18 protein-coding genes and 1 tRNA gene are annotated in these 23,875 nt (G+C 72.8%); 13 read left to right on the forward strand and 6 right to left on the reverse strand.

From position 1 onward, the window contains the following. Window positions 1-53: 53 nt before the first annotated feature. Window positions 54-1,037 (reverse strand): trypsin-like serine peptidase, encoded by a 984-nt coding sequence (locus OHA17_RS35355; RefSeq protein WP_406509876.1) that lies wholly within the window; start codon window positions 1,035-1,037, stop codon window positions 54-56. A gap of 175 nt (window positions 1,038-1,212) precedes the next feature. Between OHA17_RS35355 and OHA17_RS35360 the strand changes: the two genes are divergently transcribed. Next, on the forward strand, window positions 1,213-2,247 hold the full coding sequence (locus OHA17_RS35360) for a PHP domain-containing protein (protein WP_406509877.1): 1,035 nt from the start codon (window positions 1,213-1,215) through the stop codon (window positions 2,245-2,247). Window positions 2,248-2,333: 86 nt separating this feature from the next. Here the strand turns inward: OHA17_RS35360 and OHA17_RS35365 are convergent, their stop codons facing one another. Both OHA17_RS35365 and OHA17_RS35370 read right to left on the reverse strand, forming a co-directional pair. Then, the gene (locus OHA17_RS35365; RefSeq protein WP_398875168.1) at window positions 2,334-2,507 is read right to left on the reverse strand and encodes a hypothetical protein; all 174 of its coding nucleotides are present in this window, start codon (window positions 2,505-2,507) and stop codon (window positions 2,334-2,336) included. A gap of 78 nt (window positions 2,508-2,585) precedes the next feature. After that, the gene (locus tag OHA17_RS35370) at window positions 2,586-3,743 is read right to left on the reverse strand and encodes a serine hydrolase domain-containing protein (protein WP_406509878.1); all 1,158 of its coding nucleotides are present in this window, start codon (window positions 3,741-3,743) and stop codon (window positions 2,586-2,588) included. A gap of 202 nt (window positions 3,744-3,945) precedes the next feature. Here OHA17_RS35370 and OHA17_RS35375 point away from each other — a divergent pair, with 202 nt between their 5' ends. The 5 genes from OHA17_RS35375 to OHA17_RS35395 all read left to right on the forward strand — a co-directional run bounded on the left by OHA17_RS35375 (window position 3,946) and on the right by OHA17_RS35395 (window position 6,663). Further along, window positions 3,946-4,131, forward strand: coding sequence for a DUF1059 domain-containing protein (locus tag OHA17_RS35375; RefSeq protein ID WP_053726783.1), 186 nt, complete (start codon window positions 3,946-3,948; stop codon window positions 4,129-4,131). 153 nt (window positions 4,132-4,284) lie between these two features. Beyond that, window positions 4,285-4,358: transfer RNA gene (locus OHA17_RS35380), tRNA-Met, on the forward strand. 317 nt (window positions 4,359-4,675) lie between these two features. After that, window positions 4,676-5,119, forward strand: a complete 444-nt coding sequence (locus OHA17_RS35385) for a lamin tail domain-containing protein (protein WP_406509879.1) — start codon at window positions 4,676-4,678, stop codon at window positions 5,117-5,119. A gap of 216 nt (window positions 5,120-5,335) precedes the next feature. After that, window positions 5,336-5,860, forward strand: coding sequence for a DUF3592 domain-containing protein (locus OHA17_RS35390; RefSeq protein ID WP_406509880.1), 525 nt, complete (start codon window positions 5,336-5,338; stop codon window positions 5,858-5,860). Window positions 5,861-5,949: 89 nt separating this feature from the next. Further along, window positions 5,950-6,663, forward strand: coding sequence for a ribonuclease H (locus OHA17_RS35395; protein ID WP_406509881.1), 714 nt, complete (start codon window positions 5,950-5,952; stop codon window positions 6,661-6,663). A gap of 73 nt (window positions 6,664-6,736) precedes the next feature. Here OHA17_RS35395 and OHA17_RS35400 read toward each other — a convergent pair whose 3' ends face one another. Further along, window positions 6,737-7,360, reverse strand: a complete 624-nt coding sequence (locus OHA17_RS35400) for a hypothetical protein (protein WP_406509882.1) — start codon at window positions 7,358-7,360, stop codon at window positions 6,737-6,739. A 309-nt stretch (window positions 7,361-7,669) separates the two neighbouring features. Beyond that, the gene (locus OHA17_RS35405) at window positions 7,670-8,803 is read right to left on the reverse strand and encodes a glutamate--cysteine ligase (RefSeq protein ID WP_398875181.1); all 1,134 of its coding nucleotides are present in this window, start codon (window positions 8,801-8,803) and stop codon (window positions 7,670-7,672) included. Window positions 8,804-9,237: 434 nt separating this feature from the next. Between OHA17_RS35405 and OHA17_RS35410 the strand changes: the two genes are divergently transcribed. The 7 genes from OHA17_RS35410 (at window position 9,238) to OHA17_RS35440 (ending at window position 22,625) form a co-directional block, all read left to right on the forward strand. After that, window positions 9,238-9,672: a DUF6299 family protein gene (locus tag OHA17_RS35410; RefSeq protein ID WP_406509883.1), complete on the forward strand. Its 435-nt coding sequence runs from the start codon at window positions 9,238-9,240 to the stop codon at window positions 9,670-9,672. A 353-nt stretch (window positions 9,673-10,025) separates the two neighbouring features. After that, entirely contained in the window at window positions 10,026-11,327 is a 1,302-nt protein-coding gene (locus OHA17_RS35415; RefSeq protein WP_406509884.1) for an MFS transporter, read from the forward strand. A 94-nt stretch (window positions 11,328-11,421) separates the two neighbouring features. Beyond that, the gene (locus OHA17_RS35420) at window positions 11,422-12,714 is read left to right on the forward strand and encodes a condensation domain-containing protein (RefSeq protein WP_406509885.1); all 1,293 of its coding nucleotides are present in this window, start codon (window positions 11,422-11,424) and stop codon (window positions 12,712-12,714) included. Between the two features lie 166 nt (window positions 12,715-12,880). Beyond that, window positions 12,881-16,057 (forward strand): non-ribosomal peptide synthetase, encoded by a 3,177-nt coding sequence (locus tag OHA17_RS35425; RefSeq protein WP_406509886.1) that lies wholly within the window; start codon window positions 12,881-12,883, stop codon window positions 16,055-16,057. Next, a complete protein-coding gene (locus OHA17_RS35430) occupies window positions 16,057-17,940 on the forward strand; it encodes a non-ribosomal peptide synthetase (RefSeq protein ID WP_406509887.1) in 1,884 nt (627 codons plus the stop codon). The genes OHA17_RS35425 and OHA17_RS35430 overlap by 1 nt, the downstream gene beginning before the upstream one ends. Before the next feature lie 46 nt (window positions 17,941-17,986). Then, window positions 17,987-19,780 carry an amino acid adenylation domain-containing protein gene (locus OHA17_RS35435; protein ID WP_406509888.1) on the forward strand — a complete coding sequence of 598 codons (1,794 nt, stop codon included), beginning with the start codon at window positions 17,987-17,989 and terminating at the stop codon, window positions 19,778-19,780. Next, a complete protein-coding gene (locus OHA17_RS35440; protein WP_406509889.1) occupies window positions 19,770-22,625 on the forward strand; it encodes a condensation domain-containing protein in 2,856 nt (951 codons plus the stop codon). The genes OHA17_RS35435 and OHA17_RS35440 overlap by 11 nt, the downstream gene beginning before the upstream one ends. Window positions 22,626-22,765: 140 nt before the next feature. Here OHA17_RS35440 and OHA17_RS35445 read toward each other — a convergent pair whose 3' ends face one another. After that, a complete protein-coding gene (locus OHA17_RS35445) occupies window positions 22,766-23,605 on the reverse strand; it encodes an SAM-dependent methyltransferase (protein ID WP_406509890.1) in 840 nt (279 codons plus the stop codon). Between the last annotated feature and the right edge of the window lie 270 nt (window positions 23,606-23,875).

Raw genomic sequence — 23,875 nt, forward strand, 5'->3', positions numbered from 1 at the left:
CGCTTTCCTGTTGATGTAGTTGATGACGCGTCAGGGGCCGATCGGGTGGCGCGTCACGGGAACAGCAGCGAATCCTGCGGCCCGATTCCCTGCGCCGTCGCGAACAGCGAACTGAGCCCCGCGTCGAAGCGCGCGGTGTACGAGACGTCGTCCGCGAGGCCGCCACCCCGCTCGGCGCCGCCGAGCACCCCGACCACGGTGCTCCCGCCGTCCGGCGCCGAGATCACCCACGGGCTGCCGGACACCCCGGTCGAGAAGCCCGCACACCGGGCCTCGCGGAAGTCGCCGTAGGCGGGCCGGGAGTCCACCGTGCAGGTGTGCTGGCCCGGCCTGTCGTGCGGATAGCCGATGAGGGTGACCCGGGCGAGGACATCGGAGAGCCGTTCCGGGTGCGGGGGCACACGGAACGCGGAGCCGACCGCCTCCTGCACGCTTCTGCCGCCGACCCGGGCCACCCGCACGAACGCCCAGTCGTACGGCCAGTTCTCGGCGCCGTCGCGAGCCCCGGTGAACCGCGGGTCCGCCAGCGCGGCCAGGACCGGCCACTGGCCCTGCGGGGTGAGCCCGTCGTGATAGCCGGGCGCGAACGAGGCCCCGTCCAGCGGAAGGCAGTGCGCCGCTGTCACCAGCAGATCGCCGTGCCTGCTGTCCACCACGGCGGCCGTGCAGGACTGCCCACCACCGGGCCGCAGGAAGACCCCCACCACCGGGTACGAGCAGACCGACCGCAGGTCGTGCGGGACCGGGCGGAGGTGCTCGGCCGCACACGCCGCCGACTGTTGTGGGCGGGAGGTGCGGTGGCCCGCGCCGTCGACCCCGGCGCCGTCGAAGGAGCCGCTGTAGCGCGCGGCAGCCGCCCCGGGCGGTCCGGCCGAGGGCCCGGCGGCCCGGGCCGGCGAGGCGACCGCGGTGGCGGCCTCGTCGTCCCGGGCCGGGCAGATCGTCAACGTGCAGGTGAGCACCGTGATCAGAACCGCCCACCGGGCGACTCCGAGCATCGCCCCGAGCCGGCCGCCACCGTGCGCATTTCGTCTCATTAGCACTCTGGCGAGGCTAGGGCCCGGACACCGGAAGGAGTCGCGTCGACACGACCGCCATCCGGGCTCAAAACGTTCGGGCGGCCTCGGTGCCCGCGCCGAGACCCTGCGAGCGGGCGCCGGCTGAGGGAAGCTGGGAGGGTGCTCGCGGGGCCCCCGCTCGCAGGAGGTGTCCATGGATCCCGTGTCGGCCCTGAGGCGGATCGCCTTCCTCCTCGAACGCGGCCAGGGCGCCACGTACCGCGTACAGGCCTTCCGTACCGCCGCCGCGGCGATCAAGGACATGCCGCCGGACGAGGTCGGGGAACGCGCGGCCGTGGCCGGGCGCCTGGAATCGGTCAAGGGGATCGGCCCGAAGACCGCACAGGTGGTGCGCGAGGCACTCGCCGACCAGGTGCCGGGCTACCTCCAGCGCCTTGAGTCGGAACTGGAGGCCGCGGCGCCGCTCGCGGTGGGCGGCGACGACCTGCGGGCCGCGCTGCGCGGCGACTGCCACATGCACTCCGACTGGTCGGACGGGGGCAGCACCATCGACGACATGGGGCGTACGGCCGCCGAGCTCGGCCACGAATGGGCCGTGCTCACCGACCACTCGCCCCGGCTGACCGTCGCTAACGGACTGACCGCCGAGCGGCTGCGCAGCCAGCTGGAGGTGGTGGCCGAACTCAACGAGCGCTGGGCGCCGTTCAGGCTCCTCACCGGCATCGAGTGCGACATCCTCGACGACGGCTCCCTCGACCAGGAGGACGAACTGCTCGACCAGCTCGACGTCGTGGTCGTCTCCGTCCACTCCAAGCTCCGCATGGACGCCGCCGCCATGACCCGGCGCATGGTCGCGGCCGTCGGCAACCCCCTGGCCGATGTGCTGGGGCACTGCACCGGACGCCTGGTCACCGGGCGCGGGCGGCCCGAGTCCGAGTTCGACGCGGACGCGGTCTTCGCCGCCTGCGCGGAGGGCGGCACCGCCGTGGAGATCAACAGCCGCCCGGAACGGCTGGACCCGCCGCGCCGCCTCTTGGCCCGGGCCGTCGAGGCGGGCGTCCTGTTCGCCATCGACACCGACTCCCACGCCCCGGGCCAGCTCGACTGGCAGATCTACGGCTGCGCGCGGGCCGAGGAGTGCGGCGTACCGCCGGAGCGGATCATCACGACCTGGGCGATGGAGGATCTGCTGACCTGGACCCGGAGCCGCGAGGTCCCGGCGGCCTGAGCGGGCCTGTTCGAGAGGGCCGGCATGTGGGAGCCGGGGCGTTCACCCAGTGCTGGGTGGAGCCCCGGCTCTCGTGCCGCGTGGGTTCAGCCGCGGTCGATCCCGGCGTCGCGCATCGCCTGCTCGGTCCGCTCCTGCTCGTCATCGGCATGCTGCTTGTCGGCGCGCTCGGAGATCTGCTGTCTGGCCTCGGAGGCCTTCGCCCTGGCCTGTTCGGCGGCCTGCCGCGCCTTGTCCTGGAAGTCTTCGGCCTTGACCATGGAGATTCACTCCTGCATGTGGGTGGGGTGGAACCCCTTCACCGTGGCACGCCCCGTCACCCACCGCACGCCAAGAAATTACGCAGCGTGATGATCGGCGGCGTGCCGCCAGAAGTCGTGCATCAGGGCGGCCGGGGTCGGCCCGGTCATCTCCACCTGGCTCAGCAGGATGGTGACCTCGCCGGTGGACGGAACGACATAGGCCGCGGTACCGGTGCCGCCGACCCAGCCGTAGCGCCCCGGCACGTTCCACGGCTCGACGCGCTCGATGTCGACCGAGCCGCCGAATCCCCAGCCCTGGCCCTGCAGGAACAACGTGCCGGCGGCGCGCTGGGCGGGGGTCAGATGGTCGGTGGTCATCTCCCGCACCGCCTCGGGCGAAAGCAGCCGTCGCCCCTCGACGGTCCCGCCGCCGAGCAGCAGCCCGGCGAAGGCGTGCAGGTCGTCGACGGTGGACACGAGCCCGCCCGCGCCGGACGGGAACGCGGGCGGGGTGCTCCACTGCCCGTCGGGGGCGTCGACGAGCTCCAGACCGCCCGACGGAAGGGGCCGGTAACAGCTGGTGAACCGGCCCAGATCGCGGGCCGGCACCGAGAACCCGGTGTCGGTCATGCCGAGCGGTTCGAAGAGGCGCTCGGCCAGGAACTCGGGCAGCGTACGTCCGGAAACCCGGGCGATCAGGACGCCCTGGAGGTCGGAGCAGAGGTTGTACAGCCAGGCCTCGCCCGGCTGGTGCAGCATCGGAATGCGGGAGAGCCGCGCGAGCCATTCGTCCGGCGCGGGCACCGACTGCGGGCGGGGGGGAGCCTGGTGGAGCTCGCTGAACAGGGGCGCGACGGCCGGCAGGGAGAAGTCGGACGGGAAGCCGTACCCGGCGCGGAAGTCCAGCAGATCGGCCACCGTGATCGGCCGTTCGGCGGGGACGACGTCGTCGACGGGGGAGAGCGGCGTACGGACGACCATGGGCGAGGCCAGCTCCGGCAGCCATCGGGCGATCGGGTCGCCCAGCGCGATCCGCCCGTCGTCGACCAGCATCATGACCGCCGCGGCGGTGACGGGTTTGCCGATCGAGGCGATGCGGAAGATCGAGTCCCTGGTCATCGGGGAGGCGCCGCTCGTGTCCTGGGAGCCGGTGACCACGCACTCCACGCGGTCACCGCGGGCCACCAGGGCCACGGCGCCCGGCACCGTCCCGTTGTCGACGTAGGTGTCGAGGATCTTCTGCAACGCGCTCATGGGCCCACCTTCTGGGAAGTCCGCTTCTCGAAGTCCGTCGGAAGGGAGACTCCCTCTGGGCCACAAAATCATCGCTCGTCGCCGTGCGCCGTGCGCCGTGGGGTGCACCCGGTGCGACCGCCGGTCACGTGAAGTAGCCCCGCCGACGCGGGGAAACGGTGAGATCCTGGAACCGGGATATTTCGCCCCGAGGAGGCATCTCATGCGTAAGGTCGCTGACTGTCGGGAGTACCCGAGCGATTCGAATTGCAGCCTGACGATCTCCGGTACGGAAGAGGAAGTCGTCCGGGCGGCCGCCGAGCACGCCGCATCGGTGCACGGCCACACCGACTCCCCCGAACTCCGCGAAGAGGTAAGGAAGATGCTGAAGGACGAGGCCACCGTCTAGCGCCCGCCCCAGCAACCCCGGACCAGGATCGACCACCCTGCGGGCCGTTCCAGGTAGGCGTCGGGCCCCGCGCCCCGAGCGCACCCGACTGGACCCGAGCGGACCCGACTGGTCAGAGCTCCGCCGCAGGTGGCGTAGGGTGGTGTTCACCGACGCGGGGTGGAGCAGCTCGGTAGCTCGCTGGGCTCATAACCCAGAGGTCGCAGGTTCAAATCCTGTCCCCGCTACGAGAATTCGGCCCCCGGCACTCAGTGTGCCGGGGGCCGAATGCGTGAGGCGGCCCCTTGCGGGTATGCCTCCTCGACCCGGCAATCTGTGGGGACCCTGTGCGTCGGGCTCGCTGGGGTGGGTGTGCGCGGGGGCGTGTGCGCTCGGCGGGCTGGGGGTGTGTCGATGTCCGGGTTCTGTTACGCGTTGAACCACCCGCTTCGGCCGGTGCGGATGAGGTCCAGAGTGTGGGTGTCCGGCAGCGAGAAGCGCCGGACATTCGCACCGTCGGACGGTCGCGCAGCACGCTGCCCACCGTCCTGAACTGGGGGTTTCCATGTCCGCACGTTCCATATCCCGTGTCTTCGCCGTCCTGGTGGCCGGCGCCGCACTCGCCGGCGCCACGGCTCTGCCCGCCACCGCCGCCGCTCCGCGCTCGCCGATCACCTTCGGCGCCATCCAGTACGACAGCCCCGGCAAGGACGACGGCTCGCAGCGCAGCCTCGACGCCGAGTGGGTCACCGTCACCAACACCGGTCGCTCCACCGTCAACCTGAAGGGGTGGACGCTCAGCGACCGCAGCCACCACGTGTACACCTTCGGCGGCTTCACCCTGGGCGGCCACGCCTCCGTACGTGTTCACACCGGGATCGGCCGCAACACCCGTACCGACGTGTACCAGAACCGTCGCGCCTATGTGTGGAACAACACGGGGGACACCGCCACGCTGCGCGACAACCGCAACCACGTCGTCGTCACCAAGTCCTGGGGCCGCCACTGATCCCGCCGAGCGCCAACTGATGGGCGCACAGCGGTAGTTGACGCGGCCGGCACACCTCGGGGAGGGGAGTGCCGGCCGTCGCCCCGCCCGTACGTTCATGCCTCTGGCCTCGGGAAAAGGGAACCGACGCACCCCGCCGCCCATCTTCTCGGGCGACGTTTGGCCGTGGGTGGGGCTCTCGGGGTTCACGGGGCTTTCATGAGGGTGGGGTGGGGCATGTTCGCTGTAGGTGGGGCCTTCGGGGTGGTGTTCGGATGTGTGGGTCTGCTGTTCGCCGTGGTGGGCATCGGGGCACTGCTCTGGGTGGTCCGCAGGGTGTCGGAGCACAAGCGCACCCTGCGTGAGGGGGTGATGGCGCAGGCCCGCTGTCTGGAGACCTATGTGGTGCGCACCCACCGTTCCGACGGGCCGGTGCACCACCAGCGCCGTCTCATCGTCGGGTTCTGTGCGGGCGACGGGCGTGATGTGCGGGTGCGGGTGACATCACGGCAGCCGTATGTGACGGGCGACCCGGTGGTGGTGCGCTATCTGCCGAACCGCCCCGAACGCGCGGTCGTGGACGAGGCGCCGACCGGTATCGGGGTGGTGTCGTGCCTCTTCGGCGGGGCCATGGTGGTCTTCACCTGCGTGGGCCTGTTCTTCGCCGCGATCGGCTTCGGCGCGGCCGTGTTCCTGGGTGCCTCGGCCGACGACGGTGGTCCGGTCCCCTTGCCGGACCCGTATCGCACCGCCGGGCCCTGAGAGCCCGAGTCTGCCTCCGACCGGTCCGGGCGAGGGACTCCGATGTGGGCGATTTCTGGTGTGGGGGAGGGCGGTGGGATGATGGCGCGATGTCTGATCGTGTTGTTGTTGCCGCTTGTGACGGGGCCTCGAAGGGCAATCCCGGCCCTGCCGGATGGGCCTGGGTGATCGCCGACGCGGAGGGGCGGCCGGAACGCTGGGGCGCGGGGCCGCTCGGCACCGCCACCAACAATGTCGGCGAGCTCACCGCCCTGGAGCGGCTCCTCGAAGCAGTCGACCCCGGCACGCCCATGCAGGTGCGCATGGACTCCCAGTACGCCATGAAGGCGGTCACCCAGTGGCTGCCGGGCTGGAAGCGCAACGGGTGGAAGACCGCGGCGGGCAAGCCGGTCGCCAACCGTGAACTCGTCGAGCGCATCGATGAGTTGCTGGCCGAACGGGAGGTGGAATTCGTCTATGTGCCCGCACACCAGGTGGGCGGCGACCCGCTGAACGCCATCGCCGACCAGGCCGCGAGCGACGCGGCCACCACCCAGCGCGCCGCCGGCACGGCGCTCGGCGACCAGGAGATGCCGGCACCCGCCCCGGCTCGCGCCAGCACGACGCGGGCCAGGCCCGCCACCGCGCGCAAGACATCCTCCGCGGCCAAGTCGCCCGCCTCGGGCGCCGGTTCGGGCAAGCCGCGGACCATCAAGGCGAAGTTCCCCGGACGCTGCCCCTGCGGCCGGCCCTATGCCGCAGGCACTCCCATCATGAAGCGCGAGCAGGGCTGGGGCCACCCGGACTGCAGCCCTGTGGTGTGAGGCACGGGGCTGCCACGTCACCTGTCCGGTCGGTGGCCACGCGTGTGCCGGCCGAGCCGGCACCGCGCGCCGGTCAGTCGGTGGCCACGGGGGTGACGGCGTCCTCCCCCTTCTTGACGTCGCTGTCCGCCGGCGCCGCGGACGTGTGGGTGTCGCCGCTCTCGGGAGCCGTGTAGAACACGGACCGGTTCTGTCGGGTGCGCTGTGCCTGCCCCTTGGCCACGAGGTTTTCGAGGGTGTTGCGCACCACGGTGCCGGCGATGCTGCGGCCGGGGTGCGCGTCGGTGAGACCCGCCGTGATCTCGGCCGCGGAGCGCGGCTCACCGCTCTGCGCGAGGTGCGTCGCGACGAGCTCCCGCAGGGTGGGAGTACCCCCGGACGCCTTGGCCTTGGCGGCGGGCTGCGCCTGCTTCTTGGCGGCGCGACCTGCGGACTTGGAAGCCGAACGCGCCTGGGGGATGCGCGGGACAGGAGCCCCGGCGGCCTTCTTGGACGCCTTGCCCGGTGCGGGCACGGCAGGGGTGCCGATCGCCTGCTGCATGGAGGCAAGCAGGGCGTGGTTGTTCTCCAGGACGCTCAACTGCTCCTGGAGCGCACTGATCTGGCCGGCGATGTGTTCGCGTTCGGCGACGTTGCTGTCGAGATCGCTCTGGATCTGGGCAGCGTACTGGGACTGGAGCGTGGTGCTGTCCGGCACGAGTCGTTCCTCCGGGGGCGTGTGCGTACGTGATTGGTGCCGGATGTTACGCGCCTCCTCTGTGTAGGGGCACCCACTTGACAGTAGATGAGACCGCTCAGGGTGAATGAATCCTGCGGGCAACCGCTCTGCGGGGGCACGCCGAGTAATGTCGCGCCCTGAGATGAGGGCCATTTCCACCCCCGCTCGCTTCCCGGTCCCGGGGTACTTCGGGTATCGGATGGTGTTGTGTGAGCCCGGCACCCATCTGCGAGGCGCAAGGTGTGGGGCGCTGTCACACCTCGGCGCCCAGGGTCACCTGGCGGAGCGTCATTCCGGTGTCGTGTATCGGAGTTCCCGCTCGCCCAGGGTGCGCCGCACACATGCCGCGACCACACGACTGAGGCTTCCGGTGCGGGCGAGCAGCTCGCGCTGAAGGCGGGCGCCGTTGCCGCGGGCGAGCAGTTCCGCGGTCGCCTTGTGGGCCCAGGCGAAGTCCCCGCTGTCTTCGAGCGCCTCCCGTACGTGGTCGAAGAGCGCCCGTGCGACGACGGGTGCGGGGGCCGGCCGCATGGTCAGCGGGTGCAGCAGGTCGCCGTCGAGCCCCGAGCGCGCGGCCCGCCACGCGGCGAGCCGCAGCAGCTGCACCCCGTGCCCCAGCGGCGGCCGCCCCCTGCGCCAGTCCCGGGCGGCGGTCTCGACCAGCGCGCGGACCAGACACGCCACGAGCAGCGCGGTGGTGGCCTCCAGGCACACATCCGCCACGCGGACCTCCACCGTGGGGTAGCGGTGGGAGAGCCGGGCGTCGAAATAGATCATCCCCCGGTCGTGCACCACACCGCTCGTCACCATGTCGTCGACCTGGGAGTGGTAGCGCTCGGCCGAGCCGAAGACACCCGTCGGCCCGGACATGGGCCACCGCCCCCACACCCTGCTGCGGTAACTGCTGTACAGGGTGTCGTCGCCCTGCCAGTACGGCGAGTTCCCGCTCAGCGCGGTCAGGACGGGCAGCCACGGCTGGATCCGGTCCACGACGGCGACGCCCTCGTCGTCCGATGCGACCGACACATGCACGTGGCATCCGCAGGTGAGCTGTTCCTGGGTCGTCAGGCCGAACTGCTCCTCCATCCACTGGTAGCGGCGGCCCACGTTCACGGCGGGCCGGACGGGCAGGGGAGAGGTCGCGAGGGCGGCGACCGCCGCTCCGGCTTCGGCCGCGTGCCGGGCCGCCTCGTGGCGCCAGTGCACTATCTCCGCGCCGAGTTCTTCCATGTCCGTCTGCGGCCGGGTCCCGAACTCCAGCTGCTGACCCTGCAGTTCACGCGCGAACGTGCCCTTGGCCGGGCCTCCTTCGCCGGCGGCGCTCTTGGCCAGCCGGGCCAGCACCTCCGAGGACAGGGCACACGGCTGCCCGCTGCCCGGATCGACCAGGAGCAGTTCCTCTTCCACGCCTACGGTGCGCAAAATGACGCTCCCATCCTGTCCGGGCGCCCGTCGGGCGGCACGGAAAACGGCCGGGGGCACCAGCATGCACGGCCGGTGCCGCCCGCGGCTCCCGGTGAGGGGGCCCTCTTTCGGTCACACCCGGGAGGGCCGGGCACCGCCGGCCCCAGCGGCTGCCACGGCAGCTCTGCCGTCACTCGGGTCACGGTCGCGCTGCCCGGCCTGACACGCCACCGACCGGGGGGAATCCCCGGCGGGCGGGCGCCCGGGCGGTATTCCTTGGGGCGCTAGGCACGGGCGCCGGCTCCGTCGCCCGCGCGCCACTGGAGGAAGTGCCACTACATCAACCGCCACCACATGGGCCCCGACCACATGGACCCCCAGCACACGGCCCACCACCACACAGGAACGTCGCACACCACGCGAACGTACGTACGGACGTAGGAGATCTGCCGATGCGCGTAAGACTTGCTGCCGCCGGGGCCATTGTCGCCGCCGGAGTCCTTCTCGGTGCGGCCTCCGTCCCGGCCGCCGCCGCCTCGAACACCCTGTCCGCCGATGAGACCGGGACGGTCTCCACGGACGGCACCGTCACCCTCTCGGGCACCTACCGGTGTTCCGTCCCCTCTGGGTCCGGTCCGGTCTTCGTGGCGAGTACGGTGCGGACCGGCGACGAGGGCCACGGCATCGGCGGCACGTCCGCCAGGTGCGACGGCGCCGAACACGCCTGGGTCAACCGGGGCAGGGTCTCGGGCGGGACACCGGTGACACCCGGGTCGGCCAAGGTCGAGGCGACCCTGGTGCAACTGAACACCCGCAGCGGCCTGCCGCTGCCCGCCATCCTCGCCGCCGACTGGCACGCCGTGGACCTGCGCCCCGCCAAGGACTGACGGCTGCTCCCCACGCCGTTCCGGCACCCCCGACGTCTGAGATCGCTTCTGGTTGCCTCCGCAAGTGTGCGAGCGGTGAGTTTCGGACATACCTGCATTCATGGGGTGCGGGGGTGCACTGTCCCTTTAAAACCCTCGTTCAAGGGCGGGGAAAGTCCTCTGCCGTCAGGGCTCAACTTCTGTAATTCATCCGGCCGTTGCCCTGATCTGGCCGTTGATTTTCTTGATCGACTGTCAGGATGGCGCAAGAAACGACCGAAAGTGTCCTGTTTGTTTTGACTCCTGATCGGCCTGCGGTGAAGGTCTCGTGCATGTCCCCTTCGTCCCGGGCCGCTCCCAGTGGCCTGCTCCGTATGCGCGATTTCCGATTGCTGCTCGCCGGAGCGGCGGCCGGGCAGGTCGGCGCTCAGGTCACCCTGGTCGCACTGCCCCTGGTGGCCGTGCTCGAACTCAAGGCGCCCGCCTTCCAGGTGGGACTGCTCACCGCCGCCGAGACCGCCGCGTTCCTGCTCATCGGACTGCCCGCGGGGGCCTGGGTCGACCGGATGCGCAAGCTGACGCTGATGATCCGCGCCGACGCGGTCCGCTGCCTGGCCATGGCCAGCGTCCCGCTCGCCGCCGTGGCGGGCGTGCTGACCATGGCCCAGCTGTACGTCGTCGCCCTGGTCGTGGGCGTCGCGACCGTCTTCTTCGACGTCGCCCATCAGAGCTATCTTCCCCAACTCCTGCCCAGGGAGCACCTGGTGGCCGGCAACGGGGCCCTGGAGACGGTACGTTCCTCGGCGCAGGTGGCCGGCCCCGGGCTCGGCGGCGGCCTCGTACAGCTCGTCGGAGCACATCTGGCGATCGTGGCCGACGCCGTCGGCTACGCCGTCTCTGCCCTCTTCCTCCTGGCCATCCGCCGCCCCGAGAGCAAGCCCGAACCGGTCCCCGGCGCCTCCCTGCGCAAGGAAGTCGCGGAAGGCCTGCGCTTCGTGCTCGGCCACCCGCTGCTGCGCGTCATCGCGGGCACCACCGCGCTGGGCAACTTCTTCACCGCGATGCTCATGGCCACCCAGACCATCTTCCTGGTCCGGGTCCTCGACCTGCCTCCGGCCGCCATCGGCGTGATGCTCTCGGCGTCGGCCGTCGGCGGACTCGCCGGCGCGCTCTGCGCGGGCCGCCTCGCCGGCCGCTTCGGCCAGGCCCGCATCATCTGGCTGTCGGCCCTGGTCACCGGCCCGTTCGCGCTGCTGTGGCCGCTGTCCGGCAAGGGCCTGGCCGCCGCGCTCTTCGCCCTCGCCTCAGGCGTGGTCTTCTTCGGCGCCGTGGTCTACAACGTCGCCCAGGTGAGTTTCCGTCAGACCCTGTGCCCGCCGCGCCTGTTGGGGCGGATGAACGCCACCCTGCGCTTCATGATGTGGGGCACCCTGCCGCTCGGCGCACTCGTCGGCGGCGCCGTCGCGGACGCGTCCGGCGCGCGCGCGGCCCTGTGGATCTGCGCGATCGGCTTCCTCGCCGTGCCGCTGCCGCTGCTGCTCTCCCCGCTGCGCCGGATGCGCGATCTGCCCGAGACCGTGCATTCCGAGACCGCACGTACCGAGACCGCGCACACCGAGGACGGCACCCGGCAGGACGCGACGCCGGGACAGGACGAGACCGTCCCCGTCGCCTGACCGACCGTCCTTCAGGGCAACTCCCCTTGACTGCACGCCAGTTCAAGCCAGCGACCCCCCGCCCCGAGAGTTCCCAACCCCGAGAGAGGATCACGTGCTCCCCAGCATCACGGGCCAGTATCTGGCCCGCTACCAGCGCCTCGGCGCAGGTGACCCGGCGGCCGGACTGCTGCCCGTCACCGGGGCCCAGCGGCGCTTCCTGCTCGTACGCGCCCTGGATCCCGCGGGTCGCGCCGACATCGTCCCGATGTTCTTCGCCTTCCCGCGCGGCACCGTCGACGAGGCACGGCTGCGTGCCGCCGCGAACCACCTGGCCGCCCGCCACCCCGTACTGCGCTCGCGGCCGTGCGTCGTGCGCGGCACGCCCGCGCTGCGGCCCGAACCGGCGGACGTACCGCTGGAACACGTCGACCGCGCACCCGGCGAGGGCGCCGAGGACGCGCTGCGCCGGACGCTGGCCGGCTGGCCCGCCGACGGCCCGCCCCTGCGGCTGTTCCTCGCCGACGGCGGCCCGCACGCCGAGGAGGAACTGCTCGCCGTCGTCCTGGACCACACCGCCTGCGACGGCCAGTCGCTCGCCCGCATCGTCGAGGAACTCGGCGACGCCTACCGCGCCCGCCTGGGACCGGACGCCCTGTCGCCCGCCGAGGCGGCCGCCGAACTCGCCGCCTACCGGGACGCCGTCCTGCGCCAGCTCGACGCCGAGGACCGCGCCGCCTCGCCCCGCGCGCTCACCTACTGGGGAGAGCGGCTGCGTACGGTCCACGAGCAGGCCCCGCTGCCCGGCTCCCGGCGCACATCCGCCGAACTGCCCACCGGCGCCGTGGAGTTGAGGCTCCCGTCACCTGCCGGAGGTGTCCCCTTCCCGGCGCTGCTCGATGCCTGTCGGGCGGCCGCCGGAGCCCTGTTCGGGACGGGGCCCGTGGCTCCCGTCGGCTACCCGTGGGGCGGCCGCCCGGCCGGAGCCGAGCCCGTGCTCGGCTGCTTCCTGAACACCGTCGTCTTCCCCGCCGACACGGGCAGCGCCCCGGCGCCGGAGGTGACCGCCACCGACTGGTGGGACGACCTGGACCGCGCCGACACCCCGTTCGACGAAGTCGTGCGGGCGGCCCGGGCGGGCGGCTCCGCCTGGTCCGGCCGGCTCGACGGGCTGCTCACCGTGGACGACGCCCGCAATCGAACCCCGCTGAGGCTCGGCGGGACGGCCGGCCGCGAGGTGCACATCGGCGGCCGACAGGTCCGCGCCCCCTTCGCCGTCTCCGCCACCCAGGGCCCCGAACTCCACCTCCGCATGGTGTGGGACCGCTCGGTCCTCGACGACGCCGCGGCCGAAGACGCCTTCGCGGCCCTGTGCGCGGCACTGCCCGCCGAGGCCCCGGCCCACTGAGCCCGGCCCGACCCGTCTCCCACGCGGACATCGCAGCACGACCGCGTACCCCCTGAAGCCCCAGCATCCGGCCGTGCCGCGCGATCCGCGGACCGGCCGGCGCACCGCCGCGCGGGCGCACGAACGCGCCCCGCGCCACCCGACCCGACAACCCAAGGGATCGCCCATGCTCCCCCTCTCCTCCTCGCAGGAGATCGTCTGGCTGCACGAAGAAGTGCAGCCGGGCAGCCGCGCCTACAACTTCACCGCCTCCCTCGACCTGTGGGGCACCCTCGACGTCGAGGCCCTGCGCAGCGGCCTCGCCGCCACGCTCGCCCGCCACCCGGGGCTGCGGCTCGAACTCGTCCCCGTGGCGGGCGCGATGCCCGGCCAGCAGGTGGCCGACGTCTGCCTGCCGCGGCTGCGCACCGTGGACGTCACGTGGGAGGCCGACCCCGAGGCCGCCTTCGACAAGCTGCTGCGCATCGAGGCGGAGACCCCTCTCGACACCTGCGAGGCGCCCCTGCTGCGCTGGACCCTGGTCAAGCTCGCCGAGGACCAGCACCGGCTCATCCACGTGGAACACCACCTGATCCACGACGGGCACTCGTTCGCGATCCTCCTGGGCGACGTCTTCAGCGTCTACCGGGCCCAAGTTCTCGGCGAACACGTCGAGTTGGGGACTCCCAGCTCGTACGCCGACCATGTGCGCGCCCGCGCCGATGACGTACGGGCCAAGGAGCTGAGCGCGAGCCTGGAGTACTGGTCCGAGGCGCTGCGCGACGCCTCGTTCGACATGCCGCTGCCCGGTCTGACCCGGCCCGGCGCGCGGCGCCGCCACCACGGCGGCCAGCTGCGCCAGTCGATCGGCGCGGACCTCGCCGAGCGGCTGCGCGCCCACACCCGCGAGCGCGGACTGACCCCGTTCGCCACCCTCCTCGGTCTGTTCGCCGAACTGTTGCGGCGCCACAGCGGTCGCAGCCAGATGGTGGTGGGAACCGCTGTGGGCAACCGGCCGCGCGGCTTCGAGGACGCCGTCGGCATGTTCGTCAACACCATTCCGCTGCGACTGAACCTGGACTCCGGCGCTCCGGCCGAAGACGCCATGGACGAGGTGACCGACACCCTCATCCGCGCGCTCCCGCACCAGGAAGTGCCGGTCCAGGAACTCACCCGGGCCCTCGGCCTGCACACCTCGGGCGCCGACAACCCGCTGTTCAGCGTCATGTTCAGCGCCCACGACGCGGCCCTGCCCGAAATCGACGTGCCCGGCCTCGACATCACGCTGTTCGAGGGGTTCAACACCGGCACCACCCGCTTCGACCTCGACGTGGTGCTGCTCCCCGACGACCGGCGCGGCGTGAGCCCGCGCCACGGCGCGGCCGGCATGACCCTCGTCTGGGACTACGACGCCGACCTGTTCGGCGAGGACGTCGCGAAGCTGCTCGCCGAGCGCTTCCTCGACCTGCTGCGCGCCTACCTCGACGCGCCCGCCACCGCCCTCGCCGACCTCGCGCTCGCCCCAACTCCCGTGGAAACAGCGCCCGTTGGTGTCATGGCGCCGAACCGCGACCCGCTCGACCCGGCCGCCACCCAGGACCCGTCCCTGCCCGCCCTCCTCGTCGGCGCCCGCCGCCTCACCTACGGGGACCTCGATGCGCGGGTCACCGCCCTCGCCGAGCGGATGCTGGCCGCCGGAGTGACGGCAGGCCAGCCCGTCGCCGCGGTGCTGCCCCGCGGCGCCGACTCGGTGGTGACGCTGCTCGCCTGTCTGCGGACCGGCGCGGTGTACTGCCCGCTGTCGCCGTCCGACCCCGCCGCCCGCCTGGAGCTGCTGCTCGAACGCCTCGGCCCGGCACTCGTCCTCACCGCCGAGAACAGCCCGGTGCGCATCCCCGAGGGACTCCCCAGCGCCGAAGTCGGCGCCGCCACACTGCCGTCCGCCCGCGCGGCGGAGCTCGTGCCGAACGCGGCGTACATCATCCACACCTCCGGCTCCACCGGCATCCCGAAGCCCGTCGCCGTCGGGCGGGACGCGCTGATCAACCATCTGACCGGCGCGGCCGAGCGGTTCGGGCTCGCGGCCGGCGACCGGGTGCTCCTGTTCGCCCAGCCGTCCTTCGACGTCGCCCTCGAAGAGGTGCTGCCCTCGCTGTACGCGGGCGCCTGCCTGGTCGTACCCGAGCAGGACGTGCCGACCGGCACCGAACTGGCGCAGCTCCTCGCCGCCGCCCGGATCACCGTGGCCAACCTGCCCACCAGCTACTTCCTCGCCACCCGCGAAGACCTGCTGCCGGTGCTCAAGGACGGCCGCTGGACGCCGCGCCTGCTCGTCCTCGGCGGCGAACGCATCCCCGCCGACGTGATGAGCGCCTTCCTCGACGACATCGACACCGAGCTCAGCGTGCTCAACGTGTACGGCGTGACCGAGGCCGCGATCAGTTCCACCGTGCACGAGATCACCCGGGACAGCCTCGTCGAAGGCGCAGAGATCCCGCTCGGCCGCGAACTGCCCGGCGAGCGGATCCACGTCCTCGACGAGGGCCTGCGACCCCTGCCCACCGGCGGGGTCGGTGAACTGGCCATCGCGGGCGCCGGGCTGGCCGAGGGCTACGTCGGCAACCCGCAGGCCACCGCGGCCCGCTTCGTCACCGTCGAGGCACTCGGCGGCGAACGCGTCTACCTCACCGGCGACCTCGGCTACCGCGGACAGGACGGCCTGCTCCGCTTCCTGGGCCGCCGCGACAACCAGATCAAACTGCGCGGCTACCGCATCGAACTCGAAGAGGTCGAGGCCGCCGCCTCCGCCGCGCTCGGCGGCCGGTCCTGTGCCGTCGTCCTCGACAAGGAGGCCAGTGGCGGACCCCGTCTGGTCGCCTTCCGTGAGCGCGCCGACGAGGTCGAGGAGTGGGACGAGCAGGCTCTGCACGCCGAGCTCGGCACCCGCCTGCCCAGTGCCCTCGTGCCCGGCCGCTGGGTGCTCCTCGACACCATGCCGACGCTCGCCGGAGGCAAGCCGAACCGGGTGGCACTGGCCCGCATGGCCGCCGAGCTGACCCCGGCCGCGCCCGTCGAGGAAGCGGCCCCCGGGACGGACCCCACGCTGTCGGACGACCCGGCCGTCGCGCTGCTCGCGCAGGGCTGGCGCGAGATCCTCGGGCACGACCGCTTCGAGGAGAGCTCGCACTTCTTCCACATCGGCGGCCACTCGCTGCTCGCCGCGCAGCTGGCGGCCTGGCTGGAACCGCGCCTGGGCGAGCGTCCCTCACTGCGCCTGCTCTTCCAGCACCCGGTCCTCGCCGACCAGGCCCGCGCCCTCGCCGCAACCGCCACCCCCGCCCTCGCCACGCCGAAGGAGTCGTGATGACCGAGCAGTTGATGAACCGTCAGGAAGCAGACCACGCGAACGCCGCCCCGAGCGTGCTGCACGGCGCACCCCTTCCCGGGTCCACCGAGGCAGGAGTGTTGTCGCGCTACGAGGAATGGGTACGGCGCTCCCCAGGGGCCCCCGCGGTGATCGACGGGGAGTGTCGCTGGACGTATGCGCAGCTCGACGAGGCGGCCGCGGCGGTCGCGAAGGCGCTGGCCGACCGCGTCCGGCCCGGCGACCTCGTCGGGGTCTGCCTGGACCGTTCGGCGGCCCTCGTGATCACCGCGGTCGCGCTGGCCCGGATCGGCGCGGTCTATCTGCCGCTCGGTCCGCGCCCGGGCGAGCGCCGCATCGCCGCGGTCACCGAGGACATCGGTGTCGTCTGCCTGATCGGCGATCCCGACATCCTGCCGAGCCGTCAAGAAGCCGTCGAGCACGTCGAGTTGCCGCTGTCCGGCGAAGGCGCCAACGCCGCCCCCTCGGTCGTCGCGGCCTTCGGCCCGGTCGCACCGGATGCCCGGACCGCCCCGCCCGAGGCCCTGTACGCCGTGCTCACCTCGGGCTCCACCGGCCGCCCCAAGGCCGTCGCGGTCGCCGAACCCGCACTGGCCGCACTCCTGGACTGGTACCGCGCGGAAACCGGGCTCGCCCCCGGCGACCGCCAGTCCCTGCTGATCGGCGTCGCCTTCGACCCGCACCTCCTGGAGCTGTGGGGCGGCCTCACCTCCGGCGCCGCCCTCATACCCGCGCCCGACGACGTCCGCTGGGACCCGGCCGCACTCACCGACTGGTGGCGCGACGCCGAGGTCACCGTCGCCGTGTCGGCCACCCCGATGATCGAGCCGCTCCTGGACCGGCCCTGGCCGCAGGACCTGAAGCTCCGTCACCTCATGGTCGGCGGCGACCGGATGCGCCGCCGCCCCGGCCCCGACGTGACCGCCACCCTCCACAACGCCTACGGCCCCGCCGAGGCCACCGTCATCACCACCACCCACGCCATGCGGGCCGACGACGCGGACCTGCACGTGGACGCCGCACCACCGATCGGCACCCCGATCGCGGGCGCGACCGTGGCCGTCACCGACGCCGACGGCACGGTCCTGGCCCGCGGCGAGGACGGCGAACTGCGCATCGGCGGAACCTGCCTGGCCCTCGGCTACCTCGACCCGGAGCTGACCGCGCGCCGCTTCACCGCCCCGCCGCCGGAGCTGCCGGGCGTGGACCGCATGTACCGCACCGGTGACCGGGTGCGCATGCTCGACGACGGCCGGCTCGTCTTCCTCGGCCGCCTCGACGACCAGGTGAAGATCAGCGGAGTGCGCATCGAACCGGCCGAGGTCGAGGCCGCCTTCGAGCACGACCCCGCCGTCCGCAGCGCGGTGATCACCGCACCCCGCGACGCCGAGGGCCGCGCCCGGCTCGTGGCGTACGTCCTGCCGACTCCCGGCGCCACGCCCGCCGCCGACGAACTGCTCGCCGGCGTACGGGCCTGGCTGCCCGAGCAGGCGGTGCCCTCGACGGTGCGCGTCGTGGACGCCTTCCCGCTGGACGCCAACGGCAAGGTGGACCGGCCCGCCCTCCTCAAGCACGCCGAAGAGGCACCCGCGGTCGCCGCGACCGAGGCCGCCCTGCCCGACGACGCGACCGCCGACGAGCGGCTCGTCCTCGCCTCGGTCCGCGACCTGCTCGGCCGCCCCGAGACCACCCTGGAGGAGAACTTCACCGACGCCGGAGGCACCTCCCTGCTCGCCGCCCGCCTCCTCGAAGTCCTGGAGAGGGAGACCCGAGTCCGGTTGCGGGCCCCGGAGTTGCTGCGCCAGCCCGACCTTCGGGCGATCGCCGCCGTCATCGACAAGCGCCGCAGGGCGGGGTCCTGACGTGCCGAACCCCAAGCCTCACCTCGACGACCGGAAGGAAACGACCGTGACCGTGGCCCGGACCGGCCTGCCCGCCCTGGTGGCGCGGCACGCCGAACACACCCCGCACGCCCTCGCGGTGGCGGACGGCGACACCACCCTGACCTACGCCCAACTGGCAGGCGCAGCACGCAGGTTGGCGTCCCACCTCCACGAACAGGGCGTACGCCCCGGCGACTTCGTGGCGCTCCTGATGCCGCGCTCGGCCAAGGCCGTCGTCGCCCAGCTCGCCCTGTGGTGGGCGGGCGCGGCCTGCGTTCCCCTCGACCCGGCGCACCCCCGGCCCCGTACCGCCGCCATGCTCGAAGACTCGGGCGCCACGCTCACCGTCGGCGACAGCAAGCTGCTCGAAGCTGCCGGAACGCCGGGCGCCACCCTGGCCCTGCCCGACGACGAGCAGCCGGCCGGTGCGGAGCTGCCCGGCGACGGGCCCGGCCCCGACGACACCGCGTTCGTCATGTTCACCTCCGGCTCCACCGGCCGCCCCAAAGGCGTAGCGATCCGCCACGGCGCCATCGCCGAACTCGTCACCGACCCGACCTACGTCACCGTCACCGCGCGCGACCGGGTGCTCCTCCACTCGCCGGCGACGTTCGACGGCTCCACCTTCGAGGTGTGGTCCGCGCTCGCCAACGGCGCGGCCGTAGTGGTGTGCACCACGGAGCGACCCTCGTTCGAAGACCTGGCCAAGGAGGTGGAGCGGCACGGCGTCACCGTCGGATTCTTCACCACGGCCCTCTTCCACCAGCTCGCCGCGCGCCGCTCCCGCGTCTTCTCGCTGCTGCGCACCGTCGTCGTGGGCGGCGAGGCGATGGCCGCCCAGCCCGCCCGCGCCGTCCTGCGCGCGTTCCCCTGGATCGAGCTCGTCAACGGCTACGGCCCCACCGAAGCCACCACCTTCGCCACCACCCACCGCGTCACCGACGCCGACTGCGACGGGCCCGTGCCGATCGGCCGCCCCATGGCCGGCGCCACCGCCCACATCCTCGACGAAGCCGGCCTGCCCGTCACCGAGGGCGCTCGCGGCGAACTGTGGATCGGCGGCAGCCGCCTGGCCCACGGATACACCCGGCAGCCCGAGCTGACCGCCGAGCGCTTCGTCGAGCACCCCGCGTTCGGCCGCCTCTACCGCACCGGCGACCTCGTCTCCGCCCGCCCCGACGGCGCCCTCGACTTCCACGGCCGCACCGACGACCAGGTCAAGGTGCGCGGCTTCCGCATCGAACCGGGCGAGATCGAGCACGCGCTGCGCGAGCAGCCGGAGGTGGACGACGCGGCCGTCACCGTACGCCGCCCCACTCCCGACGACGCGCGCCTGGCCGCCTTCGTGGTGGCGGCACCGGGCCCGGTGCCCCGCCCCGACACACTCCTGGCCCGCCTCACCGCGCTCCTGCCCGCGCACCTGGTCCCGGCCGAGCTGACCGTCGTCGACCGGCTGCCTCTCACCACCGCCGGCAAGGTCGACCGCCGGGCGCTCGCGGACCTCGCCACGGCCGCCGAGACCATCGGCGCCGCCGAGCCGCTGACCCCGCTCCAGCAGGCCGTCGCCGACGTGTGGAGCCGCTCGCTGGGCTGCGAAGTCACCCGTCCCGACGCCGACTTCCTCGACCTGGGCGGCCACTCCCTGCTCGCCCTCGTCGTGGCCGAAGAACTGCGCGAAGACCTCGGCGTCGAACTGTCCCTCGCCGACTTCTTCACCGCCCCCACGGTCGCCGGACACGCCGCCCTGGTCGAGCGCGCCCTGCTCGCCGCCCACACCGATCTGCACCCCGACGCGCCCGAGGACACCGATGGCCACTGACACCTCCGCCGCCCTGCAGGAAGAGCTGCTGCGCAGGGCCCGCGCCCGCGCCGCCGGCCGCGGTGCGACCCCGACACCCGCAGCCGCCCGCGACACCGGCCCCGCCCCGCTCACCCACGCCCAGCGCCGCATGTGGCTGATGGAACGGCTCGGCCAGAACAGCGCCCAGTACAGCGTTCCGTTCGCCACCCGGCTGCACGGCCCGCTCGACGTGGACGCCCTCGGCTCCGCGCTCACCGAGCTGGTACGCCGCCACGACATCCTGCGCACCCATTACGGCCGCAACGGCGAAGAGCCGTACCAGGAACCGCTCCCCGCTCCCGAGAGGGTCGAGGTGAGGGTGGTCGAGTCGGCGGGCGACGGCGCCGACCTCCTGACCGAGGAGGCCCGCCACCCCTTCGACCTGGCAGCGGACACGATCCCGCGCGCCCTCGTCCTGCGACACGGGCCCGAGGACCACACGGTTCTCCTGACGTTCCATCACATAGCCATCGACGGCGGCTCGTTGGAGACGGTCGCCGATGAGATCGCGGCGTTGTACGAAGCCGCGGCGGACGGCCGCCCCCACACGCTGCCCGAGCCGCCGCAGTACGCGGACTTCGCGCGCCGCGAGCACGCCGACGCGGCCCGCCTAGACGACGGTCTCACCCACTGGACCCGCCGTCTCGCCGGAGCCACCCCGCCCCGGCTGCCCCGACCCGCCACCCCGCCCGCCGACGCGGCCGAACACCCCGCCGCCACCCGCGCCACCGAGCTCGGCGAGCAGGTGCTGCCCGCCCTGCGCGAGCTGGGCCGGGAGCGCCGGGCCACGGTGTTCACGGTGGGTCTGGCCGCCGCGTTCGCCGCGCTGCACCGCCTCACCGGCGAGCTGGACCTCGTCATCGGCTGCGCCGCCACACACCGCGAGGGCCAGGCGATGCGCGGCCTGGTGGGCCTGTGCGTCAACACCCTTCCGGTGCGCGTCGACCTGTCCGGCGACCCCGCGTTCGCCACCCTCGTCGAGCGCGTACGCGACGCGCTGCTCGAAGCGCAGCAGCACCGCGACGTGCCGTTCGACCTGATTCTGGAGCGGCTCGGCGCCGCGGCCCGGGGCGACGACGGCACGGCCCTGGTGCGCGTCACCTCGGACGTCGTCGGCGAGCAGACCGGCCTGCGCCTTCCGGGACTTGAGGCGCGTGCCGTAGAAGTCGGCGTGGGTGAGGCCAAGTTCGACCTCACCTTCGGCCTCCTTGACGCGGATGCTCCCGCGAGCCTGGTCCAGTACGGCCGGGCGGCCCTCGACGAGGAGACGGGCCGGGACCTGGCCGCGTCCTTCGCCGAACTGCTGACCGCCGTGGCGGCCGACCCGCAACTCCGGCTCTCCGGGTTGCCCGGCCGGCTCGCCCAGCCGCAGGCCGCCGCGGGGCACCCGGCCGAAGTCCGGCTGAAGGCCCACCCCGAGATCGCCGACGCACACGTATCGGACCCGGCGGGCGGCCCCCTGCTCGCCTACGCCGTGCTGCGCCGCACCGGCGGCCCCTCGCCCGCCCAGCTGCGCGCCCACCTGCGCGCCGTGCTCGGGCGTGAACTGGTCCCGGCCGCAGTGGTGTTGCTCGACGAGATGCCGCGTACGGCCGACGGCGCGGTGGACGCGGGGAGGCTTCCTTCGGGCCCGCGTCCCGTGGCGCCGAAGAGCCCTCACCTCGAAGCGGTGACGGAGGCGTTCGCGGGCCTCCTCGGCCAACGGCCCGGCCCGGACGAGGACTTCTTCGCGCTCGGCGGGCATTCGCTGGCCGCGGTCCAGCTCGCCGAGCGGCTGCGGTCCGCTCTCACGCTGCCGCTCGTCGGCCTCGACGTCATGCAGACCCGTACGCCACGGGCCATCACGGACCTCCTCGACGCGCGTGCGGCGGAGCGGGCGACGGCCGTCGCGGCAGCCGCCTCCACCACCCGTCCGCGCAGGGTGCGCGAGGGTACGGTCCTGGTCACCGGCGGCACGGGCGGCGTCGGCGCCTTCGTCCTGCGCGAACTGGCCGCGCGGGGACGGCCGGTGCTCGCGCTCGCCCGCCCCGAGTCCGCGCACCTGGTCGGGGGCGACGGCATCGAGGTGATCGAGGGAGACCTCGGCGATCTCGACAGCCTGCGCGCCGCCGTCGAAAGCGCGGACGCGGTGATCCACGCCGCGTGCACGTTCACCCGCCCCGAGGTGGACGTGGCCGCGATGCGAGCCATGGTCGACGCCTGGCGCGGCGGCCCGTTCGTCTTCGTCAGCAGCGTGGACGCCTACGGGCGGCCGGCGAGCGGACAGGTCGCGGAGGAATCGGCGTCGCAGGCTCCGTTGAGCCCGTACGGACAGGCCAAACTCGACTGCGAGCGGCTCCTGTTGAGCGCGGCGGGCACCGAGGGGCGCGGCGGCGCGAGTGCCGTGCGCTCGCCCATCGTGTGGGGAGCCCATGACCGACTCCGCGACCAACTGCGCTGGGGTGCTACGGGGCTGCTGTACCAGGCGGCCCTGGCCGGCCGGCCCATCGGCCTGCCTGCTGCCGGTGCCGGCGGGCACGACTGGTACGGGGCGCCCTGGGTACACGCGGCCGCCCTGGCCCGCGCCGTGACCGCCTGCCTCGACGCGCCCGTCCACGGCGTGGCCAACGCGGTGAGCGGGCACGTGGCCTGGTCCGACCTGACCGCCGAGCTGGTGACACTGCTCGGCAGCGACAGCGTCGTCACGTTCGAGGACGAGGTGCACCGCGACCTCGACCACCGCTGGCACTATCGCGCGGACCGGCTCTCGGCGGCCCTGCGCCCGGCGGCGGGCGAGGAACTGCACGCGGTGCTCGCTTCGATGATCAAAGGCATGGAGTCGTAAGTAGCGCTGTCCGTACGGCAGTTGCGGCGCCCGCGACACTTGAGTACGTCCGTACTCGGGTGCTTGCGGGCGCCGCACCGGCCTCGCGAGAGCCGGGTGGGCCCTTCACCGGGAGGGCCTGGGTCTGTGGCCCGGGTTCGCTATCGGCGACAGGTGAAGATGCCCCAGCTCAGATGCCCCTCACGACAGGCGTCCACCCACAGCGGCAGATTCTCCAGGAGGCTCTCCACATAAGCCGGGCTGATGACGTCCCGCAGTTCCGTGGCGCGACTCCGGGTCTCCTCGGTGAGCCGGAGATAGTGGGTGAGCAGCTGGTCGCTACGATCGTCGAACTCGACGTGGGGCAGGCCGAGTTGGGCCAGCTGATGGAGATAGAACGACGGTGTGGCGAACTCCTCCACACCGAGGCGGGCCACCACCGGGCGCAGCGCCTCGGCCGGCGCGGAATCGGCCGCCATGAGGTCGGTGAAGACCAAGACGCCCTGCGGCTTGAGCACCCGAACGGCCTCGCTGAGCAGCCGCTCACGGTCCCCGCTGTGACAGAAGGCCTCCTGCGACCACACGACGTCGAACCGCTCGGCCGGGTAGGGAATGTCCTGGAAGGAACCGGCGACCACCTCGATGAGCCCGTCGAGCCCGCGCTCGGCATTGGTCTTGCGGTGCCGGTCGTTCTGCCCCTCGCTGATGTTCAGCGCGACGACCCGGCAGCCGAACTCACCCGCCAGATGGCGGGCGGGGCCGCCGTATCCGGACCCCAGATCCAGCACCGTGCAGGCGGGAGTGAGCCGGTCGGCGATCTTCGACGCCGCCGTCTCGACCGTGCGCCGGGAGGCAGCGGCGACCGGCTCCCGTTCATGGGTGTAGATCCCGGTGTGGATGTCCTCGCCGCCCCAGACCTCGGCGTAGAAGGCGTCGACGTCGCTCGTGTCGTAATAGCGGCGCGCCGACTCGGCGGCACCGGCCGTGCTCTCTTGGCTCATCGCTGCTGTCCTTGCCTTGCTGTTGCGCTGGTACTTACGCGTGCGTCTGCGAGTGCTGAAAGTGACGTTAACCGAGCATTCCGCCGAGATCAGGAGGGCCAATTCGGCCACGCGGCCGGGTCGTTGAGAGGTGTCGGCCGAGACGCGCCGGGTGCGCCGAGCCATGTGGCGTGGCCACATGGGTGAGACGGCCATGGCGCGCGGCCACGTGGTGGCCGAGCACATGTGGCCTGCGCACATGGCTCGGGTACGTCGCCACACGTTCCGCTG

Source organism: Streptomyces sp. NBC_00212 (genome assembly GCF_045206365.1).
GTDB lineage: Bacteria > Actinomycetota > Actinomycetes > Streptomycetales > Streptomycetaceae > Streptomyces.